The organism is Nocardia concava NBRC 100430 (assembly GCF_000308815.1).
Classification (GTDB): domain Bacteria; phylum Actinomycetota; class Actinomycetes; order Mycobacteriales; family Mycobacteriaceae; genus Nocardia; species Nocardia concava.
Window position 1 is genome coordinate 21,878 of sequence record NZ_BAFX01000142.1, and the last position, 21,016, is coordinate 42,893.

Here is a 21,016-nt window from a genome sequence, read left to right on the forward strand (position 1 = left end):
ACCGGAACTGCGGCCCCCATTGTGGTCCCTGACCGTCCCACACGCTGCGAATTCCCGCAGATGCGACGTGGTTGCGGCGCGCCGCGGCGAGTCACCTCGGGGCTGGTCCCTGATAGGGCCGGAAGCCGGGGTGGAAGGGTCCACCGGGCGGGGCGCTGCGACCCTGATCCTTGCGCCAGCCCTCCTCGGGCTCGCGGTCCGGATCGTCGCGATCGTCGGGTTCGGGCTCGTCCCAGCGGTCTTCGTCGTCGGGGCGACGCGGGCCGTCGGCCTCCTCGTCCCACTCCGGCTCGCCCTCCGGGGCGGGCGGCCAGTTGCGGCGCACCCGATTGCGCGGGTCCGGCACGACTTTCAGTGCGGGACGCCAGTTTTCGGGCTCGCCGTCGGCTTCGCTCGCACCCGCGATATCGCTGACCAGCGGGGAGTCGTAGTCGTCGGCCTCCTCGCGGTTGCGCGGGCGGGCCGGTTCCTCGTCGCCGTAGTCGCCGTACTCGTCGTGGCCGTCGTAGTCGTCGTCCTCGGGGACCGGGCGGGAGCGGCCGGGTTCGGGCAGTTCGTCGCGGCCGCGCTCGGCATTGATGACCGGCGGCAGCACGTGCAGCAGGCCCGAGAGCCGCAGCACCGCGTCGATGGCCATCTCCCAGTCCTTGGAGACCGAGCCGACCGGCAGCATGCCCAGGGTCCAGTTGCCCTCGGACCACAGCTGCTGCACCGTGTCGGGCAGCGATTCGATGAACGCCACCATGCGCTGATCCACCGCATGCCGCGCGATATCCGGATTGGTGGCGAAGACCACCCGGTCACCGATGGCGCCGAGCAGCTCCAGATCGTGATCCTTCGGCGGCGCCGCGGTTTTCAGCCGCAGGTCGATATCGATGTCCGAGCCGATCTGGCGGCGCACCGCGACCAGCGTCGCGGAGTCCTCGAGATCGAAGAGCACGAACTTCTCGCCCTTGCGATTGCCCGACACCACATCCACCGCGGACAGGTAGCCGAGCTTGGCCAGCGCGCCGCGCCGCCAGGTGGAGGCGAGCGCGGGCTCCACCGAAACATAGGTGTAGCCCTGGGATTTCGCCCAGACCTGTCGCACGTGTCCCGTGCGCTGCCGCTGCAGCCGATCGAAATAGAGCAGCACGATCGCACCCACGAGCGCGATCGCCGCCAGCCCGAACCATATTGCCGTCATCGCCGCCTACCCTATCCACCTGGACCACGTAATGCCCGGCACGCCTGCACCTTGCCCGCCCGTCGCCCCACCGCCACCCCGTATCGGAATCACTTCGTGATGCTCCAATGTCTATCGGGTTCCGCTCGGCAGCGAAGTGCTGAAGATCAGCTTCGCCTGAATGGATCCGTCGGCATTCTTATCGCCTTGCACCATAACGACTTCCCCGACGGCCAGATCAGCCACCTTGGTGCTGCCCAGCGAGATGACCTGGGTCTTGTCGTCGGTCTTCACCGTCACCTTGTCGCCGGTGAGCGAGGTGAGCGTGAGGGTCGAGCCGTCATTGTTGGCGATGGTGCCCATATTGGCGCCGAGCTCATCCAGGTCGCCGAGACCCGGAATGGTCGGCACCCCGCTGGGTAGTGGCACGGCGGAGGTGTTGCCCGGCAGCGGGTAGGCGGAGGTCTTGACGTTGCTCGGCGCGGAGGCGGAGTCCGACGAATCCTTGTTCCCCAGCAGGGTTCCCACCAGTACACCGACAATGGCGACCACGATCACGGCCGCGATGCCCAGCGCCACCCACAGGGTCGTATTGCGCTTGGGCGGAGGCGGCGGCGGGTTCTGCGGGAATCCCGCGGGCTGATATCCGCCCGGTGTCCCGGGACCGCCGGGGCCGCCCGCGCCCGGATAGGCCGGAGCGCCATAGCTACTCGTCGGCTGATATCCCGGTTGATCCGGATAGGAGACGGTCGGTTCGTAGCCCCCGCCGGTCTCGTAGCTGCCCCAGTGCGTGTCGGCGGGCGGCAGGATCCGGGTGGCGTCCTGCCCGACGGGCTGCCCGAAGTAATCGGGCTGACCGGCGGGTACGGCTTCGGTGGGCCCGTAGGCAGAGCCCTCGGTGGGCCGGTAGGCGGAGCCGCTGTCCGAGCCGTGACCACCCGGCCCGGACTGCTCGGTCGGCCCACTCCCCTGGCCCGGTTCCGGCCGCCGCGACCACGGATCGCTCGGATTAGTCATGGCCTCCAGGGTAGGCGGAGTACCCCGCCCGAGCCGCGAACTCGACCGGACGGTTCCCAACCGGTCACGTCATTCCGGCGTGCTTTTGGCCGGAATCCACGCTGGATCCCGGCCAAAAGCATGCCGGGATGACGAACGCCCCGCCCGAAGGTCGGGCGGGGCGCTGTCGCATCGAATCAGCGTCCGACGATCAGGGTGTCACCATCCGGCGTGACGTTGACCTTCACGGTGTCGCCGTCCTGGACCTCCCCGGCCAGCAGCTCCTTGGCGAGCGAGTCGCCGATGGCCTGCTGGATGAGGCGGCGCAGCGGGCGCGCACCGTAGGCCGGGTCGTATCCGCGCACGGCCAGCCAGAAGCGGGCCGAGTCGGACACGTCCAGGGTGAGCCGCCGCTGGGCGAGCCGCTTCTGCAGCTGCTGCAGCTGGATGTCCACGATGTGCTCGAGCTGTTCCTCGTCGAGGGAGTGGAACATCACCACGTCGTCGAGCCGGTTCAGGAACTCCGGCTTGAAGGCGCGGCGCACCGCGTTCATGACCGTCTCCTTGTCACCGCCCGCACCCAGATTCGAGGTCAGGATGAGGATGGTGTTGCGGAAATCGACCGTGCGGCCCTGGCTGTCGGTCAGGCGGCCCTCGTCGAGCACCTGCAGCAGGATGTCGAAGACGTCCGGGTGGGCCTTCTCGATCTCGTCGAAGAGCACCACCGTGTACGGGCGTCGCCGCACCGCCTCGGTGAGCTGGCCGCCCTGGTCGTAGCCGACGTAGCCCGGAGGAGCGCCGACGAGGCGGGCCACCGAGTGCTTCTCGCTGTACTCGCTCATATCGATGCGGATCATGGCGCGCTCGTCGTCGAACAGGAAGTCCGCCAACGCCTTCGCGAGCTCGGTCTTACCGACACCGGTCGGTCCGACGAACATGAAGGAACCGGTCGGCCGATTCGGGTCGGCGACCCCGGCCCGCGCGCGGCGCACGGCATCCGAAACCGCTTGCACGGCTTCCTTCTGCCCGACGACCCGGTGCCCCAGCTCGTCCTCCATGCGCAGCAGCTTCTGGGTCTCGCCCTCCATCATCTTGCCCACGGGGACACCGGTCCACGACGACACCACCTCGGCGATATCGTCCGGCCCGACCTCCTCCTTGAGCATGACGTCGCCGTCGGCGGCGGTCTTCGCCTTGGCCTCGGCCTCGGCGAGTTCCTTCTCCAGCTTGGGGATTCGCCCGTAGCGCAGTTCGGCGGCCTTGTTGTAGTCGCCGTCGCGTTCGGCCCGCTCGGATTCGCCCTTCAGCGTCTCCAGCTGTTCCTTGAGCTCGCTCACCGCGTCGATGGCCTGCTTCTCGTTCTGCCAGCGAGTCATCAACTGGTTGAGCTTCTCGCGGTCGTCGGCGAGTTCGGAGCGCAGCTTCTCCAGCCGCGTCTTGGAGGCCTCGTCGGTCTCCTTGGCGAGTGCCACCTCCTCGATCTCGAGGCGGCGCACGACACGCTCGATCTCGTCGATTTCCACCGGGCGGGAATCGATTTCCATGCGCAGCCGGGACGCGGCCTCGTCGACCAGGTCGATGGCCTTGTCCGGCAGGAACCGGGAGGTGATGTAGCGGTCGGACAGGGCCGCGGCGGCCACCAGCGCCGAGTCGGTGATGCGCACGTGATGGTGGTTCTCGTAGCGCTCCTTGAGCCCGCGCAGGATGCCGACGGTGTCCTCCACCGACGGCTCGCCGACCAGCACCTGCTGGAAGCGGCGCTCCAGGGCCGCGTCCTTCTCGATGTGCTGGCGGTACTCGTCGAGGGTGGTCGCGCCGACCAGCCGCAGCTCGCCGCGGGCCAGCATCGGCTTGATCATGTTGCCCGCGTCCATGGCGGATTCGCCGGTCGCGCCCGCGCCCACGATGGTGTGCAGCTCGTCGATGAACGTGATGATCTGCCCCGCAGAGGATTTGATCTCCTCCAGCACGGCCTTCAACCGCTCCTCGAACTCACCGCGGTACTTGGCGCCGGCCACCATCGCGCCCAGATCGAGCGAGATGAGCTTCTTGCCGCGCAGCGATTCCGGGACGTCGCCCGCGATGATGCGCTGGGCCAGGCCCTCCACGATCGCGGTCTTGCCGACGCCGGGCTCGCCGATGAGCACCGGGTTGTTCTTGGTGCGACGGCTCAAAACCTGTACAACACGGCGGATCTCGTGATCGCGGCCGATGACCGGGTCCAGCTTGCCCTCGCGGGCGGCGGCGGTCAGATCGGTGGAGTACTTCTCCAGCGCCTGGTACTGCCCCTCCGGATCCGCGCTGGTGACACGGGTATTGCCGCGCACGGCGGTGAACGCCTCGCGCAGGGTGTCGGCGGTCGCGCCGTACTTCCGCAGCAGCTGCTGAACATCCGAATCACCCTCGGCCAGACCGACCATCAGGTGTTCGGTGGAGACGTACTCGTCGCCCATCTCGGTGGCCAGCTTCTGCGCGGCGGTGACCGCGGCGAGGGCCTCGCGCCCGAGATTGGGGGTGGTGGTCGCGCCGGAGGCGCGGGGCAACCGGTCGACGATGTCCTGGGCCTCGCGTCGAACCGTCGCCGGGTCGACTGCGACGGCCTTGAGCAAGGGGGCGGCGATGCCGTCGGTCTGATCCAGCAACGCCACCAGCAAGTGCGCCGGACGGATCTCCGGGTTCCCCGCGGCGGAGGCCGCCTGGAGTGCGGCGGTCAGGGCCGCCTGGGTCTTGGTGGTGGGATTGAACGAGTCCACTGTCACCTTCCTACTAGTCGTTGCTCGGTACAACGCGCTAGAAGTTGAGTCTGTTCCGCTCAAGTCTGACGTTTTTTCGTCGCCGGGTCCAGGGTCCAAGGGCCTTTCCTACGCTACGCGTACGATGGCCCCATTCGTTGACGCATAACCCCAGCTCATCCATGCCGGTTTCCGAATGAATGGAGCAGCAATGCGCGCGATCGTCGTCCGAGAATTCGGCGGAAAGCCCGAGGCCGCCGATATGCCGGTCCCCGAGGTCGGCCCGGGCCAGGTGCAGATCCAGCTGGAGGCGGCGGGGGTCAACCCGTTCGACAAGCGGATCATCGACGGCTTCCTGGATGGCAAACTGCCCCATGACTTTCCGCTGATTCCCGGCACGGACGGCGCGGGGTCGATCAGCGCGGTGGGCGCGGGCGTGAACGACTTCGAGATCGGCGACCGGGTGGTGGGGAAGTTCCTGATTCCGCCGGTCGGGCACGGCACCTTCGCCGAGTACATCGTGGTGCCGCGCGAGAGCGCCATCGCCAAGCTGCCGGACGAGGTCACCGCCATTCGCGCGGCCGCGCTGCCGACGGCGGGCATCACGGCGCTGGATCTCATGCACGCGGCCGGGGTCAAGGGCGGGCAGAAGGTATTGATCGTCGGCGCGTCGGGCGGGGTCGGCTCGTATCTGGTCCAGCTGGGCGCGCTGGCCGGGGCGCATGTCCTGGCCACCGCGCGGCCCGACGACACCGATCGGATGATCCGGCTGGGCGCGACCGAGGTGGTGAACTACGGCCGCGTCACCGTCACCGATTCGCCCACACACGCCGAGGACTCGGAGCTGTCGGTGGCCGATTCGGTGCGGATGACCGATCCGGGCGGCATCGATGTGCTCTTCGATCTGGTCTCCCCGCCACCGGTGTTCGCCGACAACGCGAGCCTGGTCAAGCCGGGCGGCTGGGCCTTCTCCACCATCTGGTCCGCCGACGAGGCCGATCTGAAGGCCCGCGGCGTGCAGGGCGGCAACCTCGAATCCTCCGGCGGCGCAGCCGAATTGCGGGAGCTGCTGCGCATGGTCGGGAACGGCGATCTGATGGTGCCGATCAGCAATATGCCGCCGCTGGCCGAGGCCGCGGAGGTGGTCGGCGCGCCCGGGGCGCGCGGCAAGACGGTGCTCGTGATCTGAGCCTCCGGCCCACGTCATTTGAACCTCGAGTTACACAAATCGATCGGCCGTCGGCTATATCCGTGCGACCACCGGGTTTTCAGGGATACTTGACCCGGAGGCTCGCCTGGCAGCAGGCGTTCCGGGGTTTGTTGCACAGGAAGGAAAGCTCGACGTCGTGGATGCGCGTTCGGCAGCGCTGGTCCGCGCAAACTTTCGGACAGTCGTCGAGGCCCCGAACGGGCCCGAACGGCTGATCAGCGCGTTCTACGGTCATCTTTTCGCGGAGATCCCCGCCCTGCGGGAACTGTTCCCCTCCGCCATGGACATGCAGCCCAAGCGGTTGGTCACGGCCATCCAATTCGTGCTCGACAACTTGGAGGACTGGGATCGCGCGCAACGATTCCTGGAGCAACTCGCGCGCGACCACCGCAAGTACGGGGTGGAGGCGGCGCACTACGACATCGCCGGCCGCGCCCTGCTCTCGGCCTTCCGCAGCTGGAACGGCGCGGCCAACTGGTCGCGGCCGCTGGAGGCGGGCTGGCGCGACATCACCATCCTGATCTCGGCGTCCATGGCCATCGGGGCCAATTCCGATAAGTCGCAACCCTATTGGGAGGCGACCGTGGTCGGGCACCGGCGGGTGGTGGACGATCTGGCCATCGTCCGGCTGCAGACCGACACCCCGATCCCGTACCAGGCCGGGCAGTACGTGCCCATCGCCATCCCGCAGCGGCCCAAGATGTGGCGCTACCTGTCCCCGGCGATTCCCACGAATCCCTACGGCGAGATCGAATTCCACGTGCGCAAGGTGCGCACCGGCTGGGTGAGCCCGGCCATCGTGAACGAGACCCAGGTCGGTGACCGGTGGATGATCGCGGCCCCGCTGGGCGGACTGCACGTAGACCTGAGCCGCCGCAAGGATGTGCTCATGATCGGCTCGGGCACCGGCATCGCGCCGCTGCGGGCACAGCTGATCGAGATGGGGCGGCGCGGCATCAATCCGCGCGTGCACCTGTTCATGGGCGGGCGCTACCCGTGCGATCTCTACGACGTGGAGAACATGTGGCAGCTCTCGCAATCCAATCCGTGGCTCACCGTGGTCCCGGTCTGTGAGAACGAGACCAACCCGTGGTGGCATCCCTATCCGCCCGCGGAGACGCCGTTCGGCATGCACCGCCGGCTGATCGGCAATCTGGGCGCGGTGGTGGCCAGCTTCGGCGCGTGGGAAGACCGGCAGATCCAGATCGCCGGGTCGGCCCGGATGATCGCCGATACCAAGCGCGCGCTGCTCGCGGTGGGCACGCCGATGTCGGCGATAAGCTCGGATCCGGTGTAAGGATCGCAGACCCCGTCATTCCGGCGTGCTTTTGGCCGGAATCCACCACGCCGGAGTGGATCCCGGCCAAAAACATGCCGGGATGACAAGAGAGCAGGAGTTGGCGTTGAGTATCGGCCCCGAGGAAACCGGCGCATTGCCACTGGGCGAGCAGACGGAGTGGACGGCGACCGTGGTCGGCGCGCACCGGCTGCGCGAGGACACCACCGTGGTCCGGTTGATCGGCGAGTTCGTGCCGTTCGCGGCGGGCCAGTCGGTGGAGGTGCGCACGCCGCAGCATCCGAATCTGGTGCGGCGCATGTACTGCGCGCTGCCGCCGTCGCTGGACGGCAAGCTGGAATTCCATGTGCGCACGGTGCCCGGCGGCTGGTGCAGCGGGGCGATCGTGTCCGATTCGCATCCGGGTGACGAATGGCGGATCAGCGCGCCCGCGGGCTGGCTGGCGGTGGAGCCCGAGGCCACCGATGTGGTCATGCTCGCCGACGGCGTCGGCCTCGCGCCGCTGCGCGCACTGCTGCTGGATCTCTCCCGCCGGGAAGAGCCCCCGCGCACCCACCTGTTCGTGGGCGGCCGCTTCCCCCGCGACCTCTACGCCACGGACATGCTGTTCCTGCTGGCCAATGAATTGCCCTGGCTCACGGTGATTCCCGTGGTGCAGGACGAGCACGATCCGGACCGCGTCGACGACTGGTACGAGCAGTGCCGCGTCGATATCGGCTTCCGCCCGGAGGAGATGATGCCGGGCACCATCGCCGACATTCCCGAACGCTTCGGGCCGCTGGACCACCACCAGATCCTGGTCTGCGGCGGAGCCGCCATGGTCCGCAACACCATCGACCAACTGGTCGCCATCGGCGCACCGGCGGAAGCCATTCGCTACGAAGGGTTTTAGCTCTGTCGTCCCGGCGTGCCCATCGTCATCCCGGCGTGCTTTTGGCCGGGATCCATAGCGGCCGGGGTGGATTCCGGCCAAAAGCATGCCGGAATGACGGGGCGGGGGCTCAGAACAAGGGGTCGTGGCGGATGTTCTGGGTGGGTGTGCCAGCGGCCATGAGGCGGAACTTGGTGGTCTGCACCATGGAGGGCGCGCCGACGATCTGGACGTCCCGGTCGTCCCAGGAGCCGTAGCCCGCCACGATCTTGCCGATCTGGCCGACCACGCGCGGCTGCAGGCCCGGAAGTTCCTGGGGCTCATCGGAATTGTCGAAATGCCACCACGGGTTCTCGGTGGATTCGGTGACCGGGTGCACGGTGAGCCACTTGTTGGCGCAGGCCAGCTGGCTCAGCACCTCGAGATCGTAGAGGTCGCACGGGTAGTGCCCGCCGACGAAGAGGTCCACCTTGGGATTGGAGCGGCGGGTGGTCATGGCCATCAGCTGCGCGCGCAGCGGGGCGATGCCGGTGCCGCAGCCGACCATGAGCAGCTTGCGGCGGGTATTGCGGGGCACGCCGAGACCGCCCAGCGGCGAACCGATCAGCCACTGCTCGCCGACGCGGGTGTGGCCCACCATGGCGGGGCTGACCCAGCCGCCGGTGACGCCGCGGATGTGGAATTCCAACTCGCCGTTGCCATTCGCCGGGATTGCGGGCGAGAGGTACCGCCACATGCGCGGGCGCGACGGGATCTGCACGCTCATGTACTGCCCGGCCGCGTACTGCATGGGCTGGTCCAGCCGCAGCCGCACCACGGCCAGATTGCGCAGCACTTCCCGGTGTTCGATGACGGTGCCGGTCCATACCGGCGGGGTGGTCTCCTGATCGGCCGCGCCGATCATGGTGCCCGCGATGACGCCGATGCCCTCGTCCCAGGCGCGGGCGATCTCGTCGGTCCAGATCTCGGTGCCGGCGTAGGCCTCGAGCGCGCACTTGAGCGATTTCCCCACGGCCTCATAGTGTTCGGCGACCACGCCGTACTTACGGTGATCGCGCCCGAGCTGGGCCAGGAAGGGCAGCAGCCGGTCGGGTTCCTCGAGCCGGTCCACCACGTAGGCGATGGCCTTCACCAGTCGGTCGCGCTGGGCATCGAGGGCGGCGGGGAAGAAATCACGAACCTGGGGGTACTCGGTGAAGAGGATGGCGTAGAACGACCGGGCGAGCTTCTCGGGGCCACCATCCTCCGCAGCAACCGCCTTGAACGTTGTTCTTATCAATGCGACGGTCCGCGAATCCATTTGTGTCACAACCCCATTTCGCAATCGAACACAGGCGTGACCGGCGAGTGAAGTGCAGCGGGACACTCGACAGCAGCCGTTGCTCAGCAAGTGTAAGCGAGGTTAGCCAGCAACGGAACGGGACGTTTCAATAACACGCCCTTTTATCCTCGAAAACGTGAACGTTGCGGGGTATCTGAGCCGAAAACAGACTGCTCAACTGGAAAACGCCGAGCGACACGGGGTTTCATCCACCGATCTTGGCTGATCCGTTTTGCAAGACTCAGGAAAGTAGCGATCCCGCCGCAACCGCGCATGCATCGAATTCCCCTGCAGCATACGGACAAAACTCATGATCGGCATTAATTGATAACCTACCGGTCTGTTTGTCATTAACCAGCACAAAGAACTTCGCTAAAAACACAGTCCCCTACAGCAACTCAGCACATTGCCCGCAACAATCGCAACATGGCGAATAGCAGAAGGCGGTGCCCCGATCGGGGCACCGCCTTCCGTACTCGCTTGCCCTGCTACGACTTACGCCGGTTTCGGGGCTGCCAGACCACGAGCGCGGTGCTGGGCTGGGGTGTCAGATGGGCGGGCCGGTACCCGGCCCGCAGCCTTTCCACCTCGGCGGTCAGCTCCGAAACCCGCTGCTGCAGATCCTCCACCTGGTTGGTGAGTTCGATGATCCGTTTGATGCCCGCCAGGTTCACGCCCTCGTCCTGGGACAGGCGCTGCACCTCGCGGAGCAGCTCCACATCCCGATCGGAGTAGCGCCGGCCGCCGCCCGAAGTGCGTTGCGGCGAAACCAGACCCAGCCGGTCATAGGTACGCAGCGTCTGGGCGTGCATGCCCGCCAGCTGCGCGGCCACCGAGATCAGGAAGTACTGCGCCTCGGTCTTCTTCGGATCGGAACTCATCACGCACCTGCCCATCCCGCACGTGGATCGAACCCACTGGTCTTCTCTGCCTCCGCGTAGCGCCGCAGCGCCTCGGTGGCATTGTCATCCAGCTTCTGCGGTACCGCGACCTTCACCGTGACCAGCAGGTCACCGGCGCCGCCGTCACGCTTGGGCACACCGCGCCCGCGCACCCGCAGGGTCCGGCCGTCGGCGGTGCCCGGCGGCACCTTGACGCCCACGCGACCGTCCAGGGTTGGCACGGAAACCGTTGTGCCCAAAACCAGTTCGGCATAGGAGACCGGCAGTACCAGGGTCAGGTCGTCGCCGTTGCGGCCGAAGACCTTGTCCTGGCTGACATGCACGGTGACGTACAGGTCGCCCGGAGGCGCACCGCGCAGGCCCGCCTCGCCCTGCCCGGCCAGCCGGATCCGCTGCCCGTCGCGCACGCCCGGGGGAATGCGCACGGTGATGGTGCGGGTCCGGTTCTGGATGCCCGAGCCGCGGCAGTCGACGCACGGGTCGTCGATGATCGACCCGGTGCCCCGGCAGTCCTCGCACGGCTCCGAGAAGCCGAACGCGCCCTGGTTCCGGCTGACCACGCCGGTTCCGTTGCAGTGCGGGCAGACTCGCGGGCTGGTGCCCGGCTTGGCACCGCTGCCGTGGCAGGTAGTGCAGGCGGCCGGACTGGTCATGCGCAGCGGGACGGTCACGCCCTGGGCGGCCTCGCGGAAGCCGAGGGTGGTCTCGGTCTCCACATCCGAACCGCGGCGGGGACGCGAAGAGGTCCGCGCGCCACCGCGATTGAACAGGCCGCCGAGCAGATCGCCCAGGCCACCGTCGGCGCCGCCCGCTCCCGCGCCGGCACCGAAGATGTCACCCAGGTTGAACTCGCCGGAGAATCCGCCGCCGGGTTGTCCGTAGCCACCGCCGGGCGAGAATCCGCCGCGGCCGAAACCGCCGCCGCCGGCGAACAGCTTGCGTGCTTCGTCGTACTCCTTGCGCTTCTCCGGATCCGACAGCACGGCATTCGCCTCGCTGACGGCCTTGAACCGCTCCTCGGCCTTGCTGTCCCCGGGGTTCTTGTCCGGGTGCAGGTCTCGGGCCAGCTTGCGGTAGGCCTTCTTGATCTCGTCCTGGGTGGCGCCGGAGGAAACACCCAGATCCTTGTAGAAGTCCTTCTCGAGCCACTCTCGATTCACCGGGCATCTCCTCCTTTCTGTGTCGTCGATGACGCCGAAGGCGTCTGTAGGTTGTTAATCAGTGCCAGCGGCATCGGTGCCAGCGTTCGTCTGATCCGGCTGTCCTGCAGCCAGATCCGCGACACCGTCGGTGACGCCGACCAGCGCGTGCCGCAGCACGCGATCGCCGAAGCGGTAGCCCTTGCGCATCACCATGCCCAGCACCGGGTCGGCGCCGCTGCCCTCGTGCTGCACGGCCTCGTGCAGGGTCGGATCGAAAGGCTCACCCTCCGAACCGAATTCCTCGAGACCCTGCTTCTGCAGGGCGGTGACCAGCTTGTCCGCGACCGATTTGAGCGGCCCGTTGTCGAGGTCACCGTGGGCGCGGGCCCGGTCGAGATCGTCGAGTACCGGGAGCAATTCGCTCACGATCTGCGCCTTGGCATTGTCGATGGTGGCCTTGCGGTCACGCTCGACCCGGCGGCGGTAGTTGGCGTACTCCGCCGTCAGGCGCTGCAGATCGGCTGTGCGCTCGGCCAATTCGGCCGTGATCGCGTCGGCGAGGGCGTCCTCGCTCGCCTCGGGCGCACCCTCGGCCCCCGAGGCCGCGGCGTCATCCGCCGCGGCCTCGAAGACCTCACCCGTAGCCGCGAAGCGTCCCTCGAACTCAGCCGGATCGATGGTTGGTTCCGGGTTCTGGTTCGTCACTTCTTCTCAGGCTCCTCGACGACCTCGGCGTCCACGACGGTGTCATCGGACTCCGGCGCGGCCGCGCCGTTGCCCTGGGCGGCCTGATCGGCGGCGGCGGACTCGTAGATGGCCTGGCCCAGCGCCTGCGACTCGGTGGCGAGCTTCTCCACCGCGGTCTTGATGACCGCGATATCGGTGCCCTTCAGCGCCTCGTTCGCCTCCGCGATGGCCGCCTCGACCTTGGTCTTGACGTCGGCCGGGACCTTGTCCTCGTTGTCCTTGATGAACTTCTCGGTCTGGTGCACCAGCGACTCGGCCTGGTTGCGGGTCTCCGCCTCCTCGCGACGCGCCTTGTCCTCGGCCGCGTGCGCCTCGGCGTCCTTCACCATGCGGTCGATCTCCTCCTTGGACAGGCCGGAGCCGTCCTGGATCTTGATCGTGTTCTCCTTGCCGGTGCCCTTGTCCTTGGCCGTCACGTGGACGATGCCGTTGGCGTCGATGTCGAAGGTGACCTCGATCTGCGGCACGCCGCGCGGGGCCGGCGGGATGCCGGTCAGCTCGAACGATCCGAGCAGCTTGTTGTGCGAGGCGATCTCGCGCTCACCCTGGAAGACCTGGATCTGCACGGACGGCTGGTTGTCGTCGGCCGTGGTGAAGGTCTCCGAGCGCTTGGTCGGAATCGTGGTGTTGCGCTCGATGAGCTTGGTCATCACGCCGCCCTTGGTCTCGATGCCCAGCGACAGCGGGGTGACATCGAGCAGCAGGACGTCCTTGACCTCACCCTTGAGCACACCGGCCTGCAGGGCGGCGCCGATGGCGACGACCTCGTCCGGGTTCACGCCCTTGTTGGGCTCCTTGCCGCCGGTCAGTTCCTTGACCAGGTCGGACACGGCGGGCATACGGGTCGAACCACCAACGAGCACAACGTGATCGATGTCGCCGACGGAGATGCCGGCGTCCTTGATGACCGACTGGAACGGCTTGCGGGTGCGGTCCAGCAGATCGGAGGTGATCTTCTGGAACTCGGCACGGGTCAGCTGCTCGTCGAGGAACAGCGGGTTCTTGTCCGCGTCGACGGTGATGTAGGGCAGGTTGATCGAGGTCGACTGCGAGGACGACAGCTCGATCTTGGCCTTCTCGGCGGCCTCGCGCAGCCGCTGCATGGCCATCTTGTCCTTGGTCAGGTCGATGCCCGAGGTGCCCTTGAACTTGTCGACCAGCCACTGCACGATGCGCTCGTCCCAGTCGTCACCACCGAGGTGGTTGTCACCGGAGGTGGCGCGGACCTCGACGACGCCCTCGCCGATCTCCAGCAGCGAGACGTCGAAGGTGCCGCCACCGAGGTCGAAGACCAGGATGGTCTGTTCCTTGTCGCCCTTGTCGAGGCCGTACGCCAGCGCGGCCGCGGTGGGCTCGTTGACGATGCGGAGCACGTTCAGGCCCGCGATCTGCCCGGCCTCCTTGGTGGCCTGGCGCTGCGCGTCCTCGAAGTAGGCGGGGACGGTGATGACCGCGTCGGTGATCTCCTCACCGAGGTACGCCTCGGCGTCGCGCTTCAGCTTCATCAGCGTGCGCGCGGAAATCTCCTGCGGGGTGTACTTCTTGCCGTCGATCTCGACCGTCCAGTCCTCGCCCATGTGGCGCTTGACGGACCGAATGGTGCGGTCGACGTTGGTGACAGCCTGGTTCTTGGCGGGCTGACCGACGAGCACCTCGCCGTTCTTCGCGAACGCGACGATCGACGGAGTGGTGCGCGATCCTTCCGAGTTGGCCACGACGACCGGTTCGCCGCCTTCGAGAACGGCGATGACAGAGTTCGTGGTCCCGAGGTCGATACCGACCGCACGAGCCATGGTGTTCCTCCTTGTAGACGTATCACGAGTGCAGTGAGCACTTCATCTCAGTGACAACTGAGCGTGGTCGGCTCAATCCTGCACCCGTATCCGACGGCGCGCAACCTGAACTTGAGTCCAACTCGCTCAACCTTGCTGACCCACTCAACTGGAGGCGCACGTCATCTATTCCCCGCCTCACAAAAAAATTCTCGAGCGCGGTTCGCGCGGGCTCAGCTGGGCGGGTAGATCGCCGTCGGCTCGCCCTTGGCGGTGACGGTCAGATAGCCGCTGCGGCCCTCGTCCGCGACGTAGACGCTGACCACCGGATTGCCGTCGGGCCCGTGGGCGATCTCGACATGGCTGATCCGGCCGTTCTGCAGGCCCAGCGTCTGCGGCGCACCGGCCAGCAAGGCGGCCAGTTTCGGAACGTCCAGGCTCGTCAGATCGACGGTGTCCTGACCCTGGGAGCGAGCGATGTCGCCACTCGAATGGAAGGTTCCGTCGTAGCGGATGTAGTCGTCCCGGCTCGCGGAACTGTCCTTGCGCCGCTGCACCAGCACGTACTCGGGATAGAGCAGCACCTGATCGGCCTTGCTGTCGCCGAAGTGGTCCTGGTACGCCTCGACGAAACCGGCCAGCCCCTGACCCGTGGTCGGGTCGGGGAGCGCGGGTTTCGGTGCGGCCGTGCGGGCGACACAGCCCGCGAACGCGCCCAGCACGGCCGCGGCCAGCACGATGACGGCGGCCACCCGCAGCCGGGTCGACGGGCCGCGCCGATTCGCCCGCACCACGGGCGAATTCACCAGGTTGGCCGGGATCTGCAGATCGTCGAGCACGGCGTCGAGTTCCCCGAAGGTCTTGGCCGCCATGGCCTTCGCGGTCCGCTGCGTGTGTTCGGCCGCGGTGAGCTCGCCCGCCGCGTGGGCGGCATCGAGCAGGGTGCAGGCGTCCACGCGATCGGTGTCGCGGGCCCGAATCCCCTGGGAGCGTGCGTCAGCCATCTCGCCTATCCCCCGAACGCCACGGTGCGCAGGATCCGGCCGTCGAGGCTCGCCTCGATATAGCCGTTCTCATTGGCCTTGTTGCCCACATAGATTCGGACGATCGCGCCGCTGCTCGAGCCCTCGATGTCGAGGTAGCTGACCGTGCCCTGGTCCACCTTGGTGAGGGCGGGAGCCTGGGCCGCCAGGGCCGCGATGGCCTGCGCGTTCAGTGCGGACAGGTCGGCGGTCGGGGTCTGCGGCGAGCGCGTCTGGGGTTGGTCGCCCTGATCGAAGCCGCCGCGATAGGTGTAGCGGACCTTGCGATTGGCCTGCGCGCCGCGGGTCACCACCGCGTAGTCGGGGAACAGATCGGCCTCGTCGACGACGGTGTCGCCGAACTTGGCGCGATAGGCCGAGATGAAGTACGCGATGCCTTCCGCCCCGGTCAGTTTCGGCCGCGGCAGCACCATCGGCTTGATCAGCCCCAGGTCCACCCTGGGCGGTCCGGCCGGGGCCGAGGCGGGCCGGTCGACGGCGACGAAGGTGCCGACGGCCACCGCGATGCTCAGCGCGGCGACACCGGCGGCGAACCAGTTCTCGCGGCGGGATTTCGGCGGGACGGGATCGGGATGCGCGTCGGCGGGGCGCTGCAGATCCTCGGTGAGCTGGGTCAGATCGCCCAGTGTCCTTGCCTCACCGGCCAATTCGGTGAGGGTGCGATGGTCGGCGGCGCTCAGCTGCCCGTCCGCGAGCCCGGCGTCGAGCAGGACGCAGGTCGCCTGCCGGTCGCTGTCCCGGGCCCGGGTGCGCGGCGGATAACCGCCGGAGGCCGGGCGGCGCGACCACTTGTGGGCGGGCGTGAGGTCGGCGGTCTTGGTGCTCGGCTGCAGGTCCGCGATCAGCCGCTGCAGCTCCCCCAGCGTCCGCGCGCTCTGCGCGCGCTCCGACCGCTGGTGGTACTCGTCGGTCCCGAGCTCGCCCTCCTCGTACGCGGCGTCCAGCAGCGCGCGGGCATTGACGCGGTCGATATCCCGCGCCCGCATGCGCCCGGACGCGGCCGAATCCCCGGCCGATCCGGACGATTGGGAGCTCACGCCCCGGATCGTAAACCGAATTCGGACCCGCCGCGCGACTTCTCGAGGACCGACCGTTCGGCTTCTAAAGGCCCGGTCAGCGAGCCGCCGCGCGGATCTCGTCGCGCAGATCGTGATCGAGGGTGACGCGCACCAGGGCGGCGGCGAGATCGGCGTCGCGGCCGGTGGGGCTGAGCCTGTCGAGGGCGGCCGGATCGGTGGGCAGGTCGAGTTCGGCCGCGCCGCGGCGGGCACGGTCGTCGAAGTACGGCCGCAGCCAGGTCCAGATGTCCTGCACCTCGCGGAGGTAGATGTCCGCGGCGACGGGCCCGATGCCTTCGAAGCGCTGCAGCAGGGCGGCCAGGCGGGCGGGATCGTGCCCGGATTCGGCTGCGAGCCCGCGCATATCGCCGGACCGGTGCTCAGTCAGCTCGGTGGCGTTGGCGATCAGGCGGGTCGCGGTGGATTCGTCGTAGCGGACGTAGTGGGCACGCCCGAGGGTGCGGACCAGATCCGACCATTCGGCCTCGGCCATCCACCGCGGCGTGGTGTATCCGGCGTCGAACAATTCCCGGGCCGCGGCCGTCGCGATATCCGCGGAGATGCGGTGACCCAGCAACTGGGACAGCACGAGCAGCTGGAACAGGGGTGCGGGTTTGTCGGACAGGCGGATTCCGGCCTGCGCGGCGTAGCTGGTCCCGGCCCGCTCCAGCAGGGCGCGCACCGTCTCGCGGTCCTCGGCGTGATCGTTCATGCGGCACCTGCCTTCCCTGGTCGGGGCATATCCGAGTGTGCCGGACGCAAACATCGGGCCATCGCCCTCGCCGGGCAGCTCTGCCAGACACGCCCGAATGCGGGGCGGACGTCCGAAATGCCGGGTATCCCAGGGCTCGACCGTGAAGATCGAAATCGTCGATTCCGCTGGTGAGGAGGCTCGATGAAGGCAAGGTTCGGTATTTCGATCCCGCCCGTCGCGTCCGCGCTGCCGGACGTCATCGATATGGCCGTGGCCGCCGACATCGAGGGCCTGGACCTGGTGGCCATTCAGGACCACCCCTACAACGCGCAGTTCGGGGACGCCCTCGCGGTGATCGGCGCATGCCTGGCGGCGACCCGGCGGGTCAGCGTGTATCCCGGCGTGGCGAATCTGCCGCTGCGCACCCCCTCGATGATCGCCAAGCAGGCCGCCACCTTCGACCTGCTCAGCGGCGGGCGGTTCGAATTGGGTTTGGGGGCGGGTGCTTTCGAGAGCGGCGTGATCGCCATGGGTGGTCCGGCGCGCAAGGGCCGCGCGGCGCTCATGGCGCTCGCCGAGGGGATCGCGATCATTCGCGCGGAATGGCGTCCGGGACAGATGGTTTCGGTGGTCGGCACCGAATACACCGTGCAGGGCATCGAGGGCGGGCCCGCTCCGGTCCACCCCATCGGCATCTGGCTGGGCGCGATGGGCCCGCACGCGCTGGATCTGATCGGGTCGGCGGCCGACGGATGGGTTGCGCCCCTGCCGAATTGGATGCCGTGGGAGCAGTGGCCCGACGCCAATGCCCGGATCGACGCGGTGGCGCGGTCGGTGGGCCGGGACCCGCGCACCATCACCCGCCTGGCCGCCCTGCCGGGAGTGGTGAGCGACCGGCCGCTGCACCCGAATCCCCGTGGCTCCGACCCGATTCACGGCTCACCGGACGAGTGGGCGGAGATCATCTTCGGGCTGGCCCGCAATGCCGGGTTCGACACCTTCATCTACTGGCCACCGGGATTCGACGTCGACCAGGTGCAGCGGTTCGCGCGACAGGTGGTCCCCCTCGCGCGAAACCTGCTGGGCGAGGATTGAGAAGAGACAACTCTCGTAGCTCTCAGGGGCAAGCCCCTGAAACCCCGAACCCCACAGCGCCGCTATGCCTTCGCGGCTTCGATGGCCTCTTTCTGGGCCGGGAGCTCGTTGGGCTGGCCCTTGCCGGTGGTGACCAGGTCGCGCAGGCTCTCGGTGATGTAGAAGGTCCACGCCGGGGAGCACTTGTCGTAGCACTCGTAGGTGGGGACGAGCCCTACCTGGGTGAAGCGGAGTTCGGTGCCGCTCTCGGTTTCGGTGATGTCGAAACGGATTTCGTTGTTCACCCATTCGGTCTTGTCCTCGACGAAGGACATCCAGTTGTCCTTGACCAGCCAGACCACGCGGCTGTTCGGGATCACCTCGGTGAGTTCGATATCGCTGCGGTGCACGCCCGGCACCTCGTAGACGAACCGGTCGCCCTTGCGCTCGGTGCCGCCGACGATGTCCATGCCCCACCAGCCGCGGGCGTTCAGGACGGCGGCGAAGACCTCGGCGGGGGTGTTGTCGACGGTGATGCTGACGGTGAAATTCTGATCGGTCATGGCAAATCCCGTTCTCACGGTCGGAGTGTGGACTATAAGGCAGGCAATCACCTGCCTTTCCTACTTGCATGACGATAGCGGTCTTACTTGCTTCACACAAGCGATTGAGCCAATCTGGAGTCATGTTGGGACGCATGTACGAGGGCGAGGTCTGCTCGGCCGCACGCACGCTCGAGCTCGTGGGCGAGCGCTGGAGCCTGCTCATCGTGCGCAATGCCATGTTCGCGGGGATGACCCGGTTCACCGAGTTCCAGCGGGCGCTGGGCATCGCGCCGAACATCCTCACCAAACGGCTGGCCGAATTCGTCGAGGCCGGCATCTTCGAACAGCGCACCGGCACCGGCCACACCGAATACCTGCTCACCGCCAAGGGACTCGACCTGAAGCCGGTCATTCTCGCGCTCACCGCATGGGGCGACCGCTGGGCCGCGCCGGATGGGCCGCCGGTCACCTACCGGCACACCGGATGCGGCGGGGAAGTCGGTGTGCGACTTGATTGTTCGAACGGCCACACCCCCGACGTGACCGAGGTGAGCGCCGAAATCGCGCCCTGGGCCTACGAGAAGAAATACGGCGCGGCGGCGTCACTCCGGTAACCGGGTCACTCCAGGAGCGGGAACCGTCCCGAGCGCAGCAGGCCCGCGATGGCCTCCATCTTCGCCCGCGGCGCGGCGTAATCCGGGTGCGCGCCGAGCACGGCGGCGGCATCGTGCAGCCGCACCATCTGCCGTTCGGCCTCCTCGACCCCGCGCCCGCCCGGCGTGATCGGATGCCTGGCGAAGACCGGTCGGCGCGGATCCACCCGCCCCAGTTGGAGCGCCTTGTCCACGCGCCGCGAACACCGGCAGAACGCCTCGGGATCGGCCAGCCCGCAGGCCGCGGTGAGGAAGTTCCCGAGCCGTTTCTTGGCCCGCTCCAACCGTTTCCGGTACGCGGCGGGGGTGGTGTCGACAATCCAGGCGGCCTCGTCGGAGCTCACCCCGAACACTTCGGAGAGCACGTAGGCGACCCGTTCGTCGCGGCTCAGGCATTGCAGCATGGCCTGACTGCAGTTCAGCCGCACCTCGTGGACCAGCAGGGTGGATTCCGGTCCGCGGTAATCCTCTTCGGCCAGACCGTCTTTCAGCCCTTCGCCGTACTGGTCGAGGCTGAGCTGCGCCGCCTCCTGGGGCGTCTGCCGCTTGAGATTCAGCAGATAGTTGACGCCGATCCGGTAGGCCCAGGTGGTGAGTTTCGCCTCGCCCCTGAAGCTTTCGAGATGGCCGAGCACCCGCAGCAGGATCTCCTGGGCGGCGTCCTCGGCGTCGGCGGGCCGCCACACCATGCGCAGGGCCAGCCGGTAGATCGGATCCTGCAGCAGCCGAACGATATCCGAGACGGCGGTGCGATCGCCCGCGATCGCCCGTGCGATCAACTCGCGTTCATCAGTGTCCGGCCCGGCGTCCATATCGCCAGCATAGGGATCGCGGGATGACCCTGACAGGTATCGCCGGAACCTCCCTCGCAGGGATCGAGGGGCGCAGCATCCGCGCCCCTCGATCAGCCCTGCCACGGCGAATCCAGCCTAATCGGTCAGAGCGTGACGACCGATCCACTTCGCCACGGCCTGTCCGATGGCGTCGGGCTGCTCCTCCGGGCAGTGGTGCCCGGCCGGGCCGATGTTGACGGTCTCGGCCGACGCGAAGGTCCGCGCGGCCCAGTCCACCACCTCCGGCGACCCCAGGCCCACGCCCTGATCGACGTGCATTATCAGCTTGGGCACCTCCGGGCTCTCGGCCATCCAGCGGTCGTAGTTCTCGACGATGGCCACGGTGTCGCCGGGCTCGTCGAGGATCGGGAAGGCCCGCGGCCACGCCAGCATGGGCTTGCGCGACTCCGGGGTCGGGTAGGGCGCGCGGTACGCGTCGTGCGCCTCCGGGGTCAGGCTGGGAATCGCGGTGGGCAGGTTGAATTCGATGAACAGATTGTCCTCGAGCACCATCTTCTCGCCCTCCGGCGACCAGAAGCGGCGGAACAGCTGCTCGCCCTGCGGCGGCAGGTCCGACCAGTGCAGCGGGCGCAGGAACGTCTCCACCAGGGCGATGCCGCGCACCCGGCCCGGGTGCCGGGCGGCGAAGTCCATGCCGAGCGCGCCACCCCAGTCGTGGCCGACGATCACCACCTCGTCGAGGCCCAGGGCGTCGAACCAGGCATCCAGATAGCGGGCGTGGTCGACGAAGCGGTAGTCGCTGTCCGGCTTGCCGGACGCGCCCATGCCGATGAGATCCGGTGCCAGCACCCGGTTCTCACCGCTCACATGCGGAATCACATTGCGCCACAGGTAGGACGAGGTGGGGTTGCCGTGCAGGAAGACGACCGGGATGCTCCCGCTACCGGTGTCGGAGTAGTTGATGAACGAGTCCAGAACGTCGATGGTGGCCATCGGAGTG

19 protein-coding genes are annotated in these 21,016 nt (G+C 67.8%); 5 read left to right on the forward strand and 14 right to left on the reverse strand.

Annotated elements, in window-relative coordinates:
• Window positions 1-91 precede the first annotated feature (91 nt).
• The 3 genes from ON43_RS47085 to clpB all read right to left on the reverse strand — a co-directional run bounded on the left by ON43_RS47085 (window position 92) and on the right by clpB (window position 4,914).
• Window positions 92-1,186, reverse strand: coding sequence for a TtfA family protein (locus ON43_RS47085; RefSeq protein ID WP_051179580.1), 1,095 nt, complete (start codon window positions 1,184-1,186; stop codon window positions 92-94).
• Window positions 1,187-1,297: 111 nt separating this feature from the next.
• Window positions 1,298-2,182 carry a DUF5666 domain-containing protein gene (locus ON43_RS33545; RefSeq protein WP_040814014.1) on the reverse strand — a complete coding sequence of 295 codons (885 nt, stop codon included), beginning with the start codon at window positions 2,180-2,182 and terminating at the stop codon, window positions 1,298-1,300.
• A gap of 176 nt (window positions 2,183-2,358) precedes the next feature.
• On the reverse strand, window positions 2,359-4,914 hold the full coding sequence (gene clpB / locus ON43_RS33550) for an ATP-dependent chaperone ClpB (RefSeq protein WP_040814015.1): 2,556 nt from the start codon (window positions 4,912-4,914) through the stop codon (window positions 2,359-2,361).
• Window positions 4,915-5,104: 190 nt separating this feature from the next.
• Here clpB and ON43_RS33555 point away from each other — a divergent pair, with 190 nt between their 5' ends.
• From ON43_RS33555 to ON43_RS33565, 3 genes are all read left to right on the forward strand, one after another.
• Window positions 5,105-6,082, forward strand: a complete 978-nt coding sequence (locus ON43_RS33555) for an NADP-dependent oxidoreductase (RefSeq protein WP_051179581.1) — start codon at window positions 5,105-5,107, stop codon at window positions 6,080-6,082.
• A 157-nt stretch (window positions 6,083-6,239) separates the two neighbouring features.
• Entirely contained in the window at window positions 6,240-7,400 is a 1,161-nt protein-coding gene (locus ON43_RS33560) for an FAD-binding oxidoreductase (RefSeq protein ID WP_040814018.1), read from the forward strand.
• Window positions 7,401-7,482: 82 nt separating this feature from the next.
• Complete coding sequence (locus ON43_RS33565) at window positions 7,483-8,292, forward strand: FAD-binding oxidoreductase (RefSeq protein WP_083913902.1); 810 nt, start codon at window positions 7,483-7,485, stop codon at window positions 8,290-8,292.
• Between the two features lie 109 nt (window positions 8,293-8,401).
• Here ON43_RS33565 and ON43_RS33570 read toward each other — a convergent pair whose 3' ends face one another.
• The 8 genes from ON43_RS33570 to ON43_RS33605 form a co-directional block, all read right to left on the reverse strand.
• Window positions 8,402-9,571, reverse strand: coding sequence for a globin domain-containing protein (locus tag ON43_RS33570; RefSeq protein WP_040814019.1), 1,170 nt, complete (start codon window positions 9,569-9,571; stop codon window positions 8,402-8,404).
• Between the two features lie 509 nt (window positions 9,572-10,080).
• Window positions 10,081-10,473, reverse strand: coding sequence for a heat shock protein transcriptional repressor HspR (locus ON43_RS33575; RefSeq protein ID WP_040814021.1), 393 nt, complete (start codon window positions 10,471-10,473; stop codon window positions 10,081-10,083).
• Window positions 10,473-11,654, reverse strand: coding sequence for a molecular chaperone DnaJ (dnaJ, locus tag ON43_RS33580; RefSeq protein ID WP_040814023.1), 1,182 nt, complete (start codon window positions 11,652-11,654; stop codon window positions 10,473-10,475). The genes ON43_RS33575 and dnaJ overlap by 1 nt, the downstream gene beginning before the upstream one ends.
• 54 nt (window positions 11,655-11,708) lie before the next feature.
• Window positions 11,709-12,341 (reverse strand): nucleotide exchange factor GrpE, encoded by a 633-nt coding sequence (gene grpE, locus ON43_RS33585; RefSeq protein ID WP_040814025.1) that lies wholly within the window; start codon window positions 12,339-12,341, stop codon window positions 11,709-11,711.
• Entirely contained in the window at window positions 12,338-14,176 is a 1,839-nt protein-coding gene (gene dnaK, locus ON43_RS33590; protein WP_040814026.1) for a molecular chaperone DnaK, read from the reverse strand. Before dnaK ends, grpE begins: the two co-directional genes overlap by 4 nt.
• A 212-nt stretch (window positions 14,177-14,388) precedes the next feature.
• The gene (locus tag ON43_RS33595; protein WP_040814027.1) at window positions 14,389-15,159 is read right to left on the reverse strand and encodes a DUF1707 SHOCT-like domain-containing protein; all 771 of its coding nucleotides are present in this window, start codon (window positions 15,157-15,159) and stop codon (window positions 14,389-14,391) included.
• Window positions 15,160-15,164: 5 nt separating this feature from the next.
• On the reverse strand, window positions 15,165-16,235 hold the full coding sequence (locus ON43_RS33600) for a DUF1707 SHOCT-like domain-containing protein (RefSeq protein ID WP_051179582.1): 1,071 nt from the start codon (window positions 16,233-16,235) through the stop codon (window positions 15,165-15,167).
• A gap of 76 nt (window positions 16,236-16,311) precedes the next feature.
• Window positions 16,312-16,968, reverse strand: coding sequence for a hypothetical protein (locus ON43_RS33605; protein ID WP_040814028.1), 657 nt, complete (start codon window positions 16,966-16,968; stop codon window positions 16,312-16,314).
• A 183-nt stretch (window positions 16,969-17,151) separates the two neighbouring features.
• On the opposite strand from ON43_RS33605, the gene ON43_RS33610 reads away from it, so the two are divergent.
• Entirely contained in the window at window positions 17,152-18,045 is an 894-nt protein-coding gene (locus ON43_RS33610; protein ID WP_040814029.1) for an LLM class flavin-dependent oxidoreductase, read from the forward strand.
• 62 nt (window positions 18,046-18,107) lie between these two features.
• Here ON43_RS33610 and ON43_RS33615 read toward each other — a convergent pair whose 3' ends face one another.
• Window positions 18,108-18,587, reverse strand: a complete 480-nt coding sequence (locus ON43_RS33615) for an SRPBCC family protein (RefSeq protein WP_040814030.1) — start codon at window positions 18,585-18,587, stop codon at window positions 18,108-18,110.
• 122 nt (window positions 18,588-18,709) lie between these two features.
• On the opposite strand from ON43_RS33615, the gene ON43_RS33620 reads away from it, so the two are divergent.
• On the forward strand, window positions 18,710-19,183 hold the full coding sequence (locus ON43_RS33620) for a winged helix-turn-helix transcriptional regulator (protein ID WP_051179583.1): 474 nt from the start codon (window positions 18,710-18,712) through the stop codon (window positions 19,181-19,183).
• A 5-nt stretch (window positions 19,184-19,188) separates the two neighbouring features.
• Here ON43_RS33620 and ON43_RS33625 read toward each other — a convergent pair whose 3' ends face one another.
• A complete protein-coding gene (locus ON43_RS33625; RefSeq protein ID WP_040814031.1) occupies window positions 19,189-20,034 on the reverse strand; it encodes an RNA polymerase sigma factor in 846 nt (281 codons plus the stop codon).
• Window positions 20,035-20,151: 117 nt separating this feature from the next.
• Window positions 20,152-21,009 (reverse strand): haloalkane dehalogenase, encoded by an 858-nt coding sequence (locus ON43_RS33630; protein WP_040814032.1) that lies wholly within the window; start codon window positions 21,007-21,009, stop codon window positions 20,152-20,154.
• Window positions 21,010-21,016: the final 7 nt, after the last annotated feature.